At 41.4% G+C, this 17,032-nt stretch carries 13 protein-coding genes; 2 read left to right on the forward strand and 11 right to left on the reverse strand.

Annotation, left to right across the window (positions count from 1 at the left end):
- Positions 1-3: 3 nt before the first annotated feature.
- From ACTUJY_RS02625 to ACTUJY_RS02675, 11 genes are all read right to left on the reverse strand, one after another.
- On the reverse strand, positions 4-1,671 hold the full coding sequence (locus ACTUJY_RS02625; RefSeq protein ID WP_463614487.1) for a hypothetical protein: 1,668 nt from the start codon (positions 1,669-1,671) through the stop codon (positions 4-6).
- Positions 1,672-1,674: 3 nt separating this feature from the next.
- Positions 1,675-3,024, reverse strand: coding sequence for a hypothetical protein (locus ACTUJY_RS02630; RefSeq protein WP_463614488.1), 1,350 nt, complete (start codon positions 3,022-3,024; stop codon positions 1,675-1,677).
- A 31-nt stretch (positions 3,025-3,055) separates the two neighbouring features.
- Positions 3,056-3,595 (reverse strand): hypothetical protein, encoded by a 540-nt coding sequence (locus tag ACTUJY_RS02635; protein WP_463614489.1) that lies wholly within the window; start codon positions 3,593-3,595, stop codon positions 3,056-3,058.
- 42 nt (positions 3,596-3,637) lie between these two features.
- Positions 3,638-4,429 carry a hypothetical protein gene (locus tag ACTUJY_RS02640; RefSeq protein WP_463614490.1) on the reverse strand — a complete coding sequence of 264 codons (792 nt, stop codon included), beginning with the start codon at positions 4,427-4,429 and terminating at the stop codon, positions 3,638-3,640.
- Between the two features lie 58 nt (positions 4,430-4,487).
- Entirely contained in the window at positions 4,488-4,634 is a 147-nt protein-coding gene (gene cas5, locus ACTUJY_RS02645; protein WP_463614507.1) for a CRISPR-associated protein Cas5, read from the reverse strand.
- Positions 4,635-4,864: 230 nt separating this feature from the next.
- Complete coding sequence (locus tag ACTUJY_RS02650) at positions 4,865-5,452, reverse strand: hypothetical protein (protein ID WP_463614491.1); 588 nt, start codon at positions 5,450-5,452, stop codon at positions 4,865-4,867.
- A gap of 359 nt (positions 5,453-5,811) precedes the next feature.
- The gene (locus tag ACTUJY_RS02655) at positions 5,812-7,227 is read right to left on the reverse strand and encodes a DUF1996 domain-containing protein (protein ID WP_463614492.1); all 1,416 of its coding nucleotides are present in this window, start codon (positions 7,225-7,227) and stop codon (positions 5,812-5,814) included.
- 376 nt (positions 7,228-7,603) lie between these two features.
- Complete coding sequence (locus ACTUJY_RS02660; protein ID WP_463614493.1) at positions 7,604-13,138, reverse strand: calcium-binding protein; 5,535 nt, start codon at positions 13,136-13,138, stop codon at positions 7,604-7,606.
- Positions 13,139-13,520: 382 nt separating this feature from the next.
- Complete coding sequence (locus ACTUJY_RS02665) at positions 13,521-13,907, reverse strand: hypothetical protein (RefSeq protein WP_463614494.1); 387 nt, start codon at positions 13,905-13,907, stop codon at positions 13,521-13,523.
- 13 nt (positions 13,908-13,920) lie between these two features.
- The gene (locus ACTUJY_RS02670; RefSeq protein WP_463614495.1) at positions 13,921-15,240 is read right to left on the reverse strand and encodes a polymorphic toxin-type HINT domain-containing protein; all 1,320 of its coding nucleotides are present in this window, start codon (positions 15,238-15,240) and stop codon (positions 13,921-13,923) included.
- Entirely contained in the window at positions 15,210-15,932 is a 723-nt protein-coding gene (locus ACTUJY_RS02675; protein WP_463614496.1) for a transposase, read from the reverse strand. The genes ACTUJY_RS02670 and ACTUJY_RS02675 overlap by 31 nt, the downstream gene beginning before the upstream one ends.
- A 75-nt stretch (positions 15,933-16,007) precedes the next feature.
- Here ACTUJY_RS02675 and ACTUJY_RS02680 point away from each other — a divergent pair, with 75 nt between their 5' ends.
- Positions 16,008-16,697: a DDE-type integrase/transposase/recombinase gene (locus ACTUJY_RS02680; protein WP_463614497.1), complete on the forward strand. Its 690-nt coding sequence runs from the start codon at positions 16,008-16,010 to the stop codon at positions 16,695-16,697.
- Positions 16,694-17,032: hypothetical protein (locus tag ACTUJY_RS02685; RefSeq protein ID WP_463614498.1), on the forward strand; the 339-nt coding region annotated here is incomplete at its 3' end. The genes ACTUJY_RS02680 and ACTUJY_RS02685, both read left to right, overlap by 4 nt.

Here is a 17,032-nt window from a genome sequence, read left to right on the forward strand (position 1 = left end):
TAATTACGACGCTTGTGAAGCGGTGAATTGCTCGATGTTAGATTCGACACTGGGCCTATTACCCAAAAGTTTTTCGGCTATGCTTTTGATTTCTTTCAAATGGGCTTTTAACTCAGCCAATGCTCTTTCGATATAACGTTTACCTTTTGGGACAAACGTTTCAATACCACAATCGATGTTTTGTAAGTCTTCCAACATGGCTTCAATCTCAATATTGATATCTTCCACTTCAGAAGCTCTCAAATCACCATCTCGCAATTGTAAATACCAGTCTTGTTCAGCGGTTTGGCGTATCCAGTCGAGCACTCGAAAATGTTGTCGCGCATCGCGATCCAGCTTTTGAACACCAGCAACGTTCAAATATTTAAATACTTCTTGCACTGACTTAGGTATTGCTTTAACCGAAAGCAACATTTGATTAATTGCAGTTCCTACCGGCACACCCAGATTGTTATTGTACGTCTCGCGACATTTCTCGACCAACTCTTGTAAAAACTCAAATACCAAATCAAAGTTGGTGTGATGCTCCTCTACCTTCGCCAACTCAATGTTCAGCAAGAAGGCAACGTTGGCTCTAAACTTTTGGTAGTCACTAAAATCGACACCCAAACCTTGAGCAATCACTTTAAGCTGACGTTTTAACGATTGATACAGTGTGTTCACTCTACCCAATATTGGTCCACCATCACGATTGAGCTCAGCAACCAATTGAAGAAAATCTTTGATGATTTCTTGTTTGCTGAAATTGAAGTTTTCTTCGTCGCATTCGCAAACCAGAACATCGAAAGACTCAACCAATTTTTTTACGGTTTTAAAGCCATCATTAAAATACTGATAGAAAGAGCTTTGCTTGCCTTGAAGGTGATTGCCACTGGTTGAAATGGTACTACCTATCAAACTTCGCTTAAAAAGGTACTCTGACTTGCCATTGGTCACCTTTTTCTCAAAAGCATTATTCAATAGTTTTTGTACGTGCAGTGCATACTCTTTTTTATCGGGAACATCGTATAAATCTCGTTTAAGTGGCGCTCCCAACAACTGTGCAATAGCAGTATCGACATGGGCAATCATGTCCGTTTCACCAATCGTGCCAGAATGATCAGCGGTGGAAAATCCGGGACTGCTTTGATAATTGCCAGAAATAAGTCCCCTACTCAAAATCGCGTCTTCAATGCCATCATATCGACTAGGCGTATTCAATTTAACAAGCTCAGAATCATCATCTTGCTTTTGCGTTAGGCTGATCAAGTGGCTGATCACTTCACCACGCAAAAGAAGGACTTCTTTCAGTAATTCCTCGCGATGCCGCTCAAAATCTTTACGAGTTTTAGCGTCAGGTACTTGCGGATTTTCTGGATCATAAAAGCTCTTGAAAATCGCATTACGACCTTTAATACGCTCAAGCAATCCAGAAATGTCATCCAGATGCTTAATGCATTTTTGAATGTTTTCAAGTCGTGCGGAATCGGTTTTCCGTTTTTCCGATGCTTTGATAAACTTTTTGCACTCACCGCTAAAGCCCTTCAGATCGCCGATTTGTTTCGACAAATCATCAATCAGCTCTTCCCGTATTTTTTTATCCAGATTATCCACCTGCAGATTTCCATAAAACGTTTCGAAATCGGCAATGCGTTTTTCCAGATTGCTAAACTCCAGTCCGGCAGTACTCATAATTTATCTCCTGGTAAGCGCCTTGTAGAAGTTATCCTTAATGGTATTCGGACGAGCCAGATTGCTTTGCAGTGCTAATCGGGCCGCTCCAATAAGAAATCGTTCCGGCAATATGCCGGGGTCATTACCCGCGGCCAATCGAGTCGCCGCTTCTTTGATTAATTTATTTTCCTTATTACCAAATTTAATCACATCAACCAGCCGCTTATCGCCTAGTTGAAAATATTTTTGAAAGCACACGATATCCACCACCAATCGATTGGCTCTGCTAAATGTAGACGTCAGAGATTGTGGTAAACTCTGTTTTACAGTAGCGGGATAAAGCCGTTGCCACATGCTTGCATAAGCAGCAGCTTCTTCCTGAAAGCCCAATCGTCTAAGCAATTCCAGATTGATGAATACGCGTAAGTAAGGAACCGGATGCACGCCACGAGGATTAAAATACGATGTTTTACGCGATGTTCTGGCCAGTACATCCATTAATGATCCCACAAACTGTGGCCCGACCAAAAGGAGCCCACATAGGTCGGCAAAAATTTCTTTATGCCAACGCGTCCAGGTATCGATCACTAGTTTCGGCAACCGCCATTGCGACAAACAACGCGCAATGGCTTTAGGCAGTACATGCCACAAACCGAGATCCGACTGTAAATTATGAGCGACTTCGTGAGCAACCGCACCTAAAGTCCAAGGGTTCACCAATCGGTGTAATGGCAGTTTTACCAATGGAAACGGATTCGGCAATTTACCTATTTGCGTAATTAAAACATGACGACGATAAGTGGCTGGCGAACGTTGTGTATCGAAAAAAGAAATAGGTGGAGGTGTTGGTATCGAGCGCGCTTTACCTAAGCCCATATACACCGCTTGATAACAATCGGCTGCGATTTTATCGCAGGCTCCCAGATAACTTGCAACACTTGACTGCCGCTGGTTAAAAATCTCGAAATAGAAATCCCATACCAGTTCCGTTGCAATGGTCCAGCGCTCACCGGTTTCTTTAGCCTGAATAAAGCGTTGTAAGTTTTTTTGAGTTTGCTTTTGAATTGCGCATTGCTTTTGTATGGATAATTGACGTCCGTAACGAAACACTTGTTGTCGTAATTTCGATAACAAACGATTAACCGTTACACGATGCGCTTCACTGGGTGCATGTGGCCCATCGCCAAACTCATTCTTTTGAAAAGGACGCAAGTTGGTTGCATGTCTTAGCGCATTTGTTACCTGAGTTCGGATCCAGGTTTCTAACGCGCGTTTGTCACTCGTAAACAACGGCTTATCATGTACACTGCGAATCTTTGGTTTGCTGATCCGCTCGGATTGATTGTCATTTCGTTGACGTAAAGCGACCATGATTGCGTCCTAATTCGAAAACACTACCGCATTATTGATAATAGGCAATACGACGTGGTTGGGCATAAGCACTGCGTGACCGACGGCGTGGTGGATATGACCAGCTGGGATGCCGGTTTCGACCGTATGCTACGTAAGGGGCCGTATGAGAAGCATGCCGAGCAGCACGACGCGCAACATGACTAGGGTTGACCGGACGCCCACGTGCATAATCTCGAAGCACATCTTGCGTGGTTCGGGTGAGTACATTCACACCAGCTTTTGCGGCTCGATGAACAAACGGTGAGCGACGAGCACGGCTGATGAAATGTTTTCCTACATTCACAATTTTTGGTAATGCCTTTTTAACGAAAGGAATCGCTTTCGGAAGCACTTTAGAAGCAATGGATGCAATGGCTCCCAAAAAAGCATCTTCTTCTGCATCGCTATCCGCCATGATTGCAGCTTCCATTAACGCTTCCATTTCTTCGTATTCATCGGCTTCCAACTCCAGTTCGTAATCCATTTCCAGGTCATCTTCATAATCCATTAATTCATAATCGGATTCATAATCATAAAATTCATCGTACATGACGGTATCTCCTGTTAAGTAGCCATTTACAATTACGTAGGTTCAAGCATATTTTTCGGCGCGCTGTATTGCGAGCTTGTCGAATTTCTTGCGTTTAAGTGCATTGTTATTGAGAGCTTTTTTAACTTTCGCTTGATTTTTTAGGGTCTTTTTAATTTCTTTTGCCAGCGTAACCACAGCCGCTTTATTGGTAACGGGCTTACGTTGCTTCGCGGCATTAACTAACGTTTTTACCGTTTTCTTTTGTATGGAGGGCAACACCTTCAGTAGTGGACGTAACTGTGGCTTTTTATGCAACGCTTTTGCAACGCGACCCGAAGCTTTAACTAAGGTGGGCATCACCTTTTTAACTTGTTTTGGTGCACAGGACAGCACCTTTACTGCTGTTGCACCGGCAATACTTTGAGCAGCGGTTTTATTTTTACTTTTAGCTGCTTGGTCAGCTAATGCTTCCACTTCCAGATCATCTTCGTAATCAAGAAAAAGCTCATCTTCCTCATCAAAGTCGTCTTCATAGGACAGCTCATCTTCGTAATCCATGGCTTCAGAATCGAATGAATCGTCTTCTTTTAATAACTTTCCAACCATATCGACAGCCATAGGCGCTAAGGCTTTAATTGCAATAGGCGCGGCTTTAGCCAAAAGAGGAGCAAGCAAAGGCAAAAACTCTTCGACTTCTTCGTCTATTTCGTGCGACGCATAGAAATCGTATTCCTCATCTTCCCAGTCGTGTCCGTTTGCAGCGTATTCTTCACCGTAAAGATCCGAACACTCATCCTGTTCGAGTTCGGCGTCCATCTCTTCATCAAATAACTCGTCTAGATCGTGAGACATAACCTTTCCTCCCTAAGCGACAACGAGCGTTATACCGTTTGGTATGGAAATACTAGTCTTAAGCTAAAGGAAAAAATAGTCGCATTTGCAGGCTACTAAACTTGTGGTAACTCTCTTGTGCGATGGCACTTCTCGGCGGGAGATGAAACGTCAATGAATTCTTCTTAAACTCTGCTTTTATCGTAAATGTCGTATTTTTTAGCAGCGTTTAATTATGTGCATTGTATTGATTAGTATTTAATTGAATTTCCATATAACGATGATTTTTCGTCCTTAAGGGCAATTTATCGCGTCGCAATATTGATTTCGTACAACTAACGTAATTGGAATATCGCCTTACCTTTAAAGTAAAGCACCGCATTAATCTGAGTGAACCTCGCGATGCTCGAGAATAGGCCCGTAGGTTGATAGTCTAAGGGCCTAGAAAAACATTTTCTAGCCGACTCGGCTTTTCTCCATTGCCAAGTGAAAAAACACTTTTATAATACGGCCAGACTCATCTAACGTAACTTCAAAGGCTTGATAATCATCAAAAAAGTGAGCCACCGCCAGGTATACTTTATTGTTGTCCATTTTTACTTTCGCAATTGCTGATTGATCGTCGGTCCAACAAGGCCCAATGTTCAAGGAATCTTTTAAGGCTTCCATTAAAATATAAGCATCCTCTTTAGTTCGAACTTTAAAACCTTGCTTTAAATAAGGAAGAATAAATGGTGACAAATCGGTTTGATCATTAAGCTTTGGATAAATAATGACTTTATCGCCCGTATAGCCAATGCCTAAACGTGCCATTTCCGTATTATCGGGCTCATTTTCATCTTCACTAAAATTACTAATGGCACTATAAAAGTCAATCGTAAAAACCTGTTTAATCGCTAAAGAATGAATAAGTTCTGGTTGACTTAACAACGAGTAGTTACTTTTACTTTCATAAAGCGCATTAATTTTGTCTTCCGCACTTTTCGCATTAGCGCCGGTTATCACCATAAAGTAAGAAATCAACAAAAGAGCTTTTTTCAACATTTATTTTCTCCAATTTATTTTACGAAAATAATAAACAAGCGTTTATCATGCGCCTCTAACAATTAAGAGTCACTCTATGCACTAAAAGGTATTTTCATTATGCCAGGTTTTTAGTCTTTCTATGCAAACAAATATTACCTGCATTCATAAATTTAGTATGGCTTAAATACAGACCTAAAGGGCAAGATGATACGTTAAGTGCACCTGCACCAAAAAAAATGGAAGAGAAAGGAAAGTCGACTTAAAGACGGAGAAGCCAATCACCTATCAACATTAGGTATTGCTATGTTTAGAACGTTCCTTAAAGGAATAATAGGGTGACATAGCGAATGTCTGCGGTGTCACCCTTTAGATATCGTTTACCAACCTAATCCCGCGTTCACAATTTCAGGCTCAACTTGAGTACCTGGTTGAGTGCCCGACAAACGATAACCGTTAGCAAGGTTTCCATCGTGGCAATCCAATTCTCCTTTAATGCATCCATCCAACATAAGTTGCATAATCGCCGGATGCCAACCGTTAAACCAATCGCCATGCAATGACAAGCCGCCAGGTTGTTCGTCCGTTACCTCGTACATGTCCGACGCTAAACGCCAACCTTTACTCGATTGCGTTTGCGGATCATACACTTCTGGCTTTACCCCAAACGCATAATGGTAACTGGGACGTACCACTGGAATAGGATGCGACTCGGGGCAATGTGTTCCTAACGGACCACCGTCGTTAACCGGATAAGCCATGTGGCTTTTATGATCTTCGGAATCCAAATCAACACCATTCCAACAACTCGGAAAAAAGATATCCATACGAACGCGATCGGGCGCAATACATTCCGGAATGCTAGCGCTAAACATTGGGTTTGAAGCATCGTCCGATTCCCACGACTGGCAATGCCAACGCACAATCGATGTCTCTTGTGCTTGTCCGGGCATAGTCATAGCAGTGCCAGCGATCATTTTTAAACCCGCAGGTATTGGTTGAATGGACGATAAGTCATCGACACCAGCAGAATAATAAAACACTTCGTGCGCTTCGTCGTCGTTACCGACAACAGCAGGCACCACTTGCCATGCAGGCTCACCGTTCTCATCCAGTTCACGCTCTCCCGTTAACTCATTAAACTTAGGCGCTAACAGCGCAGGAACCCAATACGATGAAAGGTTGAGTTTGTTTCCCTGACACGACGACTCTCCGATCATATACAGTGATTCTGTCGTAGTGTTGTGATCCACCAGAGTATTGCCGTAAAAACGATGCAAGTGCGCCGCGTTTTCTACACCAGGATAGACAATGGGGTCGTTATAGCTGCTGTGTGAGAAGTCACAATTAATTCTAACAATACCGCGCCAACTGTTCGCAGCGACACCATCGGGCAAAACATTGGTGGGAATCAAGTCGTCATGTTCCGCCACAATCGGGTCATTCACTTGCCACGAATAAGCACTGGAGTCACCAATAGATCCATCATTAGCAATGGCCCTTACTTCAAACACGTGTTCTCCATCGCCAACATCAATTAAAAACACCGGTGACTCACACGTTTGAAACGCTTGATTGTTCAATCGGCATTCGTAAGTTGCCGCATCAACCGCCGAGAATTCGAATCGTGCAAAGTAGTTTGTGGTTTCCACATCCGGCAATTCATTGAACGTTATCATTAAGTTCGGCGCAATGGGTACCTCGTCTTCCTGCTCAGTCGTAGAGCTGGAGCAGGCTGCGAACATAAAAGTACAAGCAAGAATTAAGAAAGTAAGATTGACTCGATGATTAAACATGCATATCTCCAAAGTGCGAATTACGGAGTCAATAAAACGCAGCGTTAGGAGATTTGTTTACTCAGTATAAGTAAAGTTATGTAAAGAAGTCTTTGATTTATTCACAACTAGGGTTGTTTTGGGTCCCTTCGGAGTTCTATTTGTGAGATCCTGCAAAATGAACCAAATGGTAAGATGTGATGAAGCGCAACGGAATCCATAAATAGAAATAAACTTCCTTGTTTGCACCTGACTTTCGTTCCATTTTTAAGTAACACTACAATTAAAAACCAGGTGCAGCTAATGAAAAATCAGAATCCTTATGATCAGAAACGTCCATTAATTTTGTTGAAATAACGGTGAAAAGTCCATCTTCACCGCTATCACTACTGCAGCGCTAAGGTGCTTGAACACCAAATAAATCAAATAATTGCTGAGCTGTAATGGCTCCACCCGACTCAAACTCAATCACATTTATGGTGTTGGGTAGGTTAAAAAAGTTTTTAACGGTCACCTGGTGAGGGCCACCATCAATGATAAGGATCAAATCGTTTCCATATTTGGATAATCCAGAGCCAACATGGTTGTAAGTAACGCCATTAACAAACCGAAGTGTATTATTTCCTGCAGTATCGGCTACAACATCCTGCCCTTCTGCAGCACCTATCAAAAATAGATCGTCCTCAGTACTACCTTCTAATACGTCATTCTCCGATGTGCCTCGTATACCACTCATCGTTTCGCTGTTATCTGTTCCACTGCTCGTAGGTGGAGCTACACCAAAGGCATCAAATAATTGCTGAGCTGTAATTGATCCACCGGTTTCAAACTCGATCACGCTGATTGTATTAGCTTGACTGAAAAAGTTTTTAATGGTGACCTGGTCAGGGCCACCATTAATGATAAGGATCAAATCGTTTCCATATTTCGATAATCCAGAGCCAACTTGGTTGTAAGTAATGCCACCGACAAACCGGAGGGTGTTTGTTCCGCCGCTTTCAATAATCGTGTCCTGACCTTCGCTTACTCCAATGACATAAACGTTGTCTCCCGTGCCTCCTTCGAGCAAATCGTTAGATGCGGTCCCATTAATAACAGCACCATTACTAGAACCAGTACCACCTGTATCACCATCTGGCTCATTATCTGCAGGAGGTGTCACATTAAACGCCTCGAATAATTGCTGCGCCGTGATGACGCCACCTGACTCGAATTCAATCGCACTGATGGTGTTGGGTTGACTGAAAAAGTTTTTCACCGTTACCTGGTTAGGACCTCCATCAATAACCAAAATTAAATCATCGCCACTGAGTCTAAGTCCGGATCCGACTTGATTGTAGGTAATGCCGCCAATAAAGCGCAGTATGTTATCACCTTCAGATTCAATAATAGTGTCTTGTCCTCCCTCTGCAGCTACCCAGTAAATATCATTACCGGCACCGCCGCTGAGTTGATCGTCTCCTTTTAAACCTTCAATAATATCTGCATCGTCGGAGCCGAAAATGGAATCGTTACCGTCGGTTCCACTATGGGTCGCTGTTGTATCCGAGTTTTTTTCAGAATCACCATTACCGGAGCCAATTAACTCTCCCGTTTTATAATCTCGCAATAGATTATTAATAGCGGCTATAGAAGTAACACTATAAGTAAAGCTATGTTCTCCGGTTGACTTTTCTGAGTATCCTAGCGACTCAATCGCAGGAAACTCGCCGGCAAACTGATTGACAATACGAATTTCAGATTCAGTAAGTTGATTAATACGAATGACTAAGTCATCGTTATCTTTAAAATAACGTAACGACTCGTCGGTATAACTCATCCCACCTCGGATTATTAAAGAGTCTTCGCCCTGTTCTTCAAAGATGACATCATTTCCATCTCCCGGAAGATAAAAATAGCGATCATTACCTAAGCCTCCATGTAGTTGATCATCTCCGCCAGCGCCAGTAATATCGTCATTTCCAGAAAATCCAAAGATCTTTTCGTCACGATCTCTGTAACCATTTAAATTGTCGTGATCGCTGGTTCCTAGGTAATTGACTAAATTTTCAATTTGAACATCACTTAAAGCCGTTCCGTCATCAAAAAGGAGCGTATTGACCTTAAAATAATCTACAGTACTATCACTGAAGTTAAAGAACCAATTTTTTATCTTTAGTTCATCACTAACATCTTTAATCTTTATGACCATATCGTCATTCATTCGATTAAATGAAATGCTTGTATCGGTAATACCAGCTCCCAATATTAATCGATCATTAGAGGGCGTTAAATTAGAAAAAGCTTGCTCTCGCGCAGTTTCAATTATGGTGTCTTGTCCATCGCCTAAATTAAAGTAATAAGTATCGTCTCCATACCCTCCAAACAATTCGTCGTTTCCTTTTCCACCGGACAGCTCGTTTCCACTTCTGTCATGGACGCTGTCGTTAGCAAAAAGTACGTCATTACCATCTCCGCCTACAAGATAATCCGTTCCTGATTTTCCGTACAAGACATCATCACCAGCGTCGCCATACAAACGATCGTTCGAACTGCTGCCAATCAAGGTATCGTTATCATCACCACCGTATAATGTAGCCGAGTCTGTCGCTGTCAGTGTGTCTTCACCAAGTCCGCCAAAAAGTTGTCCAACACCACTCAGTTGATCGTTTCCTTCTTCGCCATATAAACGATTGTCTCCGTATTTGTCGGTAAGCACATCATTTCCAGTGCCTCCCCACACAGTATGACTCCCCTCGCCTGTTGTAACTTTATCGTTACCGGTACCCGCGCGAATAACATCATTACCTTCGAGTCCGTAAATAACATCATCTCCATGACCTGACTCAATAACATCATTATGGTTGTGTCCATAGATAGTATCGTTGTTATCGGTTCCCTCAAGCACCTTCTCTACCATAAAGGCATAATCCCAAACTGTTCCATCATCAAAAGTAATTTTTTCAACGGACCAATCGACTAAACGGAATTGTCCAATAATATCTATCGCGGGTTGCGTATCACCGTTAATGTATATTCTTAGATCTCCGTATAAATTCCGACGCAATAAAAGATTATCCGGATGAATGTTTTTCAAAGAAAGAATATCATTACTGCCGGCATTTCGACTTTCACTTCCTCGTTCTTCTATCTTGTCGTATCCGTCACCAATCTGATACACATAATGGTCATTTCCTTCACCTCCGATTAGTAAATCATTTCCACTTCCACCATTTAGTGTATCGTCTCCTTCATTTCCATAAAGCGTATCGTTACCTTCATCTCCAAACAAACGATCATTACCGAATTCACCGTAAACAGTATCATTTCCTTGCCCTGAATGAATTTCATCATTACCAGCTCGACCATAAACGATATCGTCGCTTTCAAAACTAAATATATAATTATCATTATCGTACCCGATAATCTCATTATTATCTTCATCACCTTCCAAACGAATGTCTGGAGCAACTACATTCAGATCAACATTAATCATGGGTAAATTACTACCAGGACTAAAACCTAACGTTAAAACATCTTTTGAGCCAATAGGCGTATCGAGAGGTAAAGTGTATTTTACCTTGAACAGGATAGTTTCTTTCGCATCAATATGTATGGGGTCAGGAAACTCTATGGTTCCTATTTTCGGTCGTCTGGAATTCCCGTAAAACAAAATATCAGATTCATCAAGTCCATTATATACTTCAAACTCCAAATAATTATCGGCTCCCGCCATAACATCGCGTGAATTAAAGTTGTTTACTTCATTGCCAACTAATATAAGCCGCATATCCAATGGTTCAACAACATTGGTTACCACACGAGAAAAGTCAAAGCCGCTTAACGTGCTACCTTCTACATAAATCATAAAAGGTTCACTGGGAATAACAACCGATGCAATTACTTGAGAAGAGCGAACCTGCTCAGATGCAATGGAAGAGATAAGGCTACCGTCAGTTCGACGAAGCGAAATGCTCGCCTCTCGTATATCATTGGAAAAGTTAATTTCCATATCCACTGACTCTCCTGATGTGGGATTTCCTGAAATAGGAATTCTAGCTTCACGGAAATTTCCAACAAATTTTGAATCAAGAAATCGAACATCATTGCTTAACACCGAGCTATTTCCGAAAACTTTAATAGTTCCATTTATCGCGCCATAAAGCACAACCTTCCATTGTCCGATTTCAATGGTTGGCAAACTTATTGAGAGTACCGAAGAAAAGTTATTTACGCTCAATGATTGCTCGCTAAGCGTATAAACCTGACCACTTGGAGAAGTTAGCTCGATCTCGCTTAAATTAAGCTCATCAGTAGTACTTAAAACTATCTGGCCACTAGAGGTTATCGTATCATCAATAGAAAATACTATTTCAGAATCATCGTTGATATTTTGAGAGATAACTTGGTCTAAAACTAGTGCTTTATTCGGATCTTCTTGTGAATTAATGAACGCATAAACATCACGCATCAAATCACTGTCTTTAGGATCCAAACGCATCATGTATCCGCCTGTTTTTTCTGATATTTCCCCAAATATTTTATACGTCGTATTGGAACTGTCTTTATTTACACTTTTATTGTTTGAGTAACTTTCTTCTAACTTTCCAGAAAACTCGCCGCCCGTTTTTGAAAAGGGTTCTACTTCACACATATCTCCAGTAATAAATGTATGTATTCGGATACCTTTTCTGCCCGCTAATTCATACACTTCACGTAAAAGTGTACGACTTCTAGGATGAGAGTCTGTTAATAAAACGACACTTTTGTTTGGTGTTGACATTCCGCCGTTATTTCTTGGAAATCGCTTAACCGCTTCATAGAGAGCTTCCATTGAAGCTTCTTGGCAGTACGCACCTACTGGCGCTGATTGAGTGAGCACTTTTTCGCGAATTTCTTGAACGTCACAGCTTTCCGAATAATCACCAATCTTGTCATCGAAAGGTAAAAAACCAATTTTTCCAGACACATTAGGATCCGACTCTAACTCTGTTAGATCATCAACGATTAATTGAGTTAATGTTCTAAAAGAATCACTTCGTTTTACGCTGCCTGACGTATCCAACACATAGGTTGTGTGCTTAATTCGTTTTTTTAGAAGTTTAATCCAAGAGTTAGCTTGAGCTTCAGATGAGGCCGCTTTACGAATGTCTGCTTCTAACAGCTCAACAAAATCTTTTGACGCAGCTTTAGCTGCAGCGAGACCAACAACATGACGGTTTGTCGCTTGACACTCCGCGCTAGATGGATCACCAATCATTGTGCCATCATCACTTAAACAATCACTGTTTTTTGGAGCATCTCGGTTAAGGTCGGCATGGCAACATAAACCTTCGCGCTGGTCATTACATTGAGCTCTTCCATCGCTTAAGTGAAGTAAATCTCGAATACCCCCAAACGTATTAAAATAGCCTGATGTTAACCCACTTGGAGCAAAGTTATTTTCAGCATCACAATAGTGAGTGACATTTGGAAAAATGTATTCACCAGTTTTTGGATCAATCGTATTTTCACTTACTCCAGTCATACGAAAAATATTTTCAGACTTAACATCAATATCGCTGAGATGCTGATTATCGTGTGCGTTGGTATGCGAATGTAAGTCTTGGATCGTATGAAATGCACGCCCTAAGTCATCGAGTGCATCACGTTTACGACATTCCTGTAACGCTTTAACAATGCCTTCTCTTATTTCCTTTAATCGTTCAGATGTCGCCGTTAATTCGTTGTCATCACCATGTGCCGATGCATATTTTCCTTCTTTAATATCGGTTTGCCAATTTGCATCACCGACTTCATCGGACGATTTTCGATCAAAATTTAATTCTTGCTCAAGTACATCTTCCGAAATTTTTTCGTGGTATTTTTGCTTAAAGGCATAAAGCCCTGAAGTGTGCAAAATCAATACTGCACATGTTACGTTTGAAATATATCTTTTAAGGCGTCCGCTCATTATTAATCCTATTAATTATAAAAAGGAGCGGATTATAATTATTGATACTTTAAGATCAATGTGAATAATTACCTATAAAAAATAAACATAAGGATTGTTAATGGATGCGTAGGGATGACCATAAACACAAAACATGAACTGATACTTTGTACTTTTTACTCGCTTTTTTAGTAAATCTAAATAACCTTGTAATCGGGTAGTTCAAAAAACGAGCTTACCGTTTGTTGCCTTGTTGAATAATGTGGTGAGCGCAACCATCCATGTAGAGGCGAGGCAATCGAGCCATGAGTATCCTTGATAATAATTTGAAGTGAATAAAGATTAGACTTTGCTCACCTCAAAATCAAGTACTCTGACCCTATTGTTTCCTATAAATGATGATTTACATCTTAAGCGACAACTCGTAAGCTTCCGCAATAATTTCAAATATATAGTCGTAAGTCGAAAAAACATAATGCTTTTTAGTAGGGCATAAAAGTTGTTCTAACCAGTTAGAGTTTATTACAGAATCAAAACTACTTTCTATTTTCAGTTCGTCGGGATACTTATTCAACTCCCAACATCTATAAGCTACTACTCTCTTGAAAACAAGCGTATAACCTATCCTCTTGTTACTTGTGTTAGCATTGCTGCAAAGTTGAGAGTTAATTTCACCAGAAAAATCAATTTCGCTAGGATAAAGGTTATGATTAACATGGTTGAGATAAATAGCATCTCTACCGTTAATAAAGCCAACTTTCGTTTCTATCGGTTTTCTTACTTCTTTCACTTTAAACTCAACTCTAAAAACCTGGAATTCCTCTACCTCCACTAGTGGTGGTAAACCTTCTATTTAAGTTTATTGCATTTAATTCTGATGATGTTGCAAAGCGAGCGTTAATAGGAGCATTCGCCATACGTGCAGCAGCTAGACGACGATTGCCAGTGACAGCAAAAACATCATGCTTACTTGCACCTTGTTGTAAAAGTCTATTTTGAATATTTCCAGGTAAATTTCTAAATCTTGCCAATAATATTGGCTCAATACCTGAAGAAGCAGAAGGATTACCTCTCAATAAAGCAGTGGTTTCAGCTAAACTACGACCATCTGTAAATCTTCTAGAAATACTATTTTGGCTAAATTTAACTGTATTAGAATTACGAAGTCCACAATTATGAACCAAAACATTCTGCTGAGTTACATAATAAGTATGAAAATCATCAACAGTAAAGTTATACGCCGTATCTTTTTTATTTAAATCAACTAACGAGATAACTTTAAGTGAGTTACCTTCTTTATCTTCAAATAAATCACCCGATTTAAGGTGAATAGTATTCACCCAGCCTTGGTCTATTACAAAGAACGGGTGGCTAGCAGTAGCATCAATAGTTTGAACACCACCACTTTGCGTTTCAACCGATACGCGATAAATCTTTTTATCTTCTACAACCCAAGTTTTTGTTACAGGTTTCCAATCGTATTCGCCAGTTTCGGTATTTTTTGCCCAAACTTCATCGCCAACTTTGATTTCTTCAATGTTTTGGTAACCATCTTTAGTCAGTACTTCTGTTCCGGCGACAAAGCAACTGTAGCGACAACCACGAGCACCAGCGGCAACAGCCCGCCCCCGACCAAAATTCCGAGCACCAGCCACAGCACGGCGAGCCCCATTAATCACCGCTCGAGAAGCCGTGCCAACAGCACCACGAACACGCGCCACAGCACGAGAAGATACAGCTGCCATTCTCGCGATACCTGACATACCACGAGCGAGCAAGGCAGCACCACGCGCAACCCATGTACTGGGTATTGCTAGCAAGGCTATATCAACTGCGTGTTCACCTACAAAAACCAGCGTATCCACCACCGACGTACCGATCATATCAGCCACATTGAAGCTCATCTTGTAAGCCCCATTACACGGATTGGCTCCCCAATCTTTTCCGAAATTATCGGAGCCGAACATTCCGTTTAATGCACCCGACACCGCATCAATGACACTTTGCGTAATGTCTGAAACAGCAAACAACCCGAGCGGATCGATACGATTAATTGGATCACCACTGACATACGCGTAAGGAATCAATAGGGTCAGAGTTTTTGATTCAATACACCTTCCCAATATCGCTCTGACTTACGGTCACCGCCACGAGGTCGAGGCTTTGCTGACCGTCCAGTTGCATCTTCTATTTGTCTTATAAAGGAATCGCTTCCTAGCACCCAGCCTTTATTAGTCGCGTCGCGTATTTCCTTTAAAGTTTTCGCAGCCATTCTACCGCGAAACAATGTACGGTAATTTTTCAAACGATCATCTTTCGATTTTCCCAAAACATTGTAAGCATCATGAGAAGTAAGTAACTCAATCTCTTTACCCATTGCGTTACTTCGATAACTCGACCACGGATATTCTGAAGCATGCTCTACCATACCCGCTCTAACCGGATTCAGTTCGATGTATCGATACACGGTTAACAAATAATCTTCGCTGTCGACAAGAGTTGATTTATAACGCCCTTCCCATAAGGTTCCGGTGCGTGAATAGGCGTGATTGACATAGCCGACATAACTGCGACCAATAGCCTGCATCATCCGACTGTTGGCTGTTTCATTTTCTGGGGTTGTTAATAAATGCACATGGTTGGTCATAAGTACGAAAGCGTGAACCGATACTTTGTACTTTTTACTCGCTTTTCTCAGCAAGTCTAAATAAACCTTATAATCGGCTTCTTCGAAAAAACAGGCTTGCCGGTTGTTTCCTCTTTGAATGATGTGGTGAGCGCAGCCATCCATGTAGAGGCGAGGTAATCGGGCCATGAGTATCCTTGATAATAATTTGAAGTAAATAAAGGTTAGGCTTTATTCACCTCAAAATCATACACTCTGACCCCATTGATTGCATTTATTGATGATGCTTCACGCGTCATTACGCACGCAGAGTTCTTTTATGCCGACAACACCGAGAACATGATTGACGCCTTTAAAAGTGCGCTCTTCAAACGCGGTAAACCCGAGCGGCTTTACTTTGACAACGGTTCTAACTACAAGTCGAAAGAAATTCTGCAAGCTTGTGTACGACTTGATATCCATCTCTCACACGCCCCCATTCGTGACGGTGCTGCCAAAGGCAAGATAGAGCGCTTCTTCCGTGGCTTTCGTGATCGGTTTTTAACACAGTATCTTAACTTTACCTCACTCGATGAACTGAACGAGAAAACCCATCTCTGGATTGAAAACGAATACAACACGCAATACCACTCCGGTATTCAGATGACTCCGCTTGACCGCTTTAATCTCGACCGAGAACGACTTCGGTTTTTAATGGATGACGAAACCACCGAAGAAGTCTTCTTTATCGAAGAAACACGCAAAGTAAGTAAAACTAATGTCTTCTCGATTAATAACCAGAAATACGAATGTCCCGTAGACCTACGCGAAAAGAAAGTACAAGTGCGCTTTGATCGCACTCGACGTGACCGGTTTATCGTTTACTTTAACGAACAACGCATGGGAGAAGCTACCTTACTCGACTTGCACTTCAACGCACAACGACACTTTAAACTACGAGGAGAGCAAGCATGATAAAGTCCATTCACGGTGTTACCAAAGAGCCTTTTAATCGCAATAATTTAATGTTACTGCCGCAACAAAAACAAATACTCGACATCATTAAAATTCACTCTCAACAAGGCGGTTTCTCGGTGATTGTTGGTGAACCTGGCGTTGGTAAAAGTGTACTGAAAGAACACATAGAAAAACTCGATAATGAGCGTGACATTACGGTTGCCTCGTGCTCAAGAACACTTCATACTTACTGGCAAATTCTGATGCAACTAGCCGACTCCTTCAAAATTGAAGTGCCCGAAAAGTCGCTAGAGAAAGAGCTTATTAAAGCGGCATTCAATCACATCAAACAG

The organism is Pleionea sp. WD8-19, from assembly GCF_055326765.1.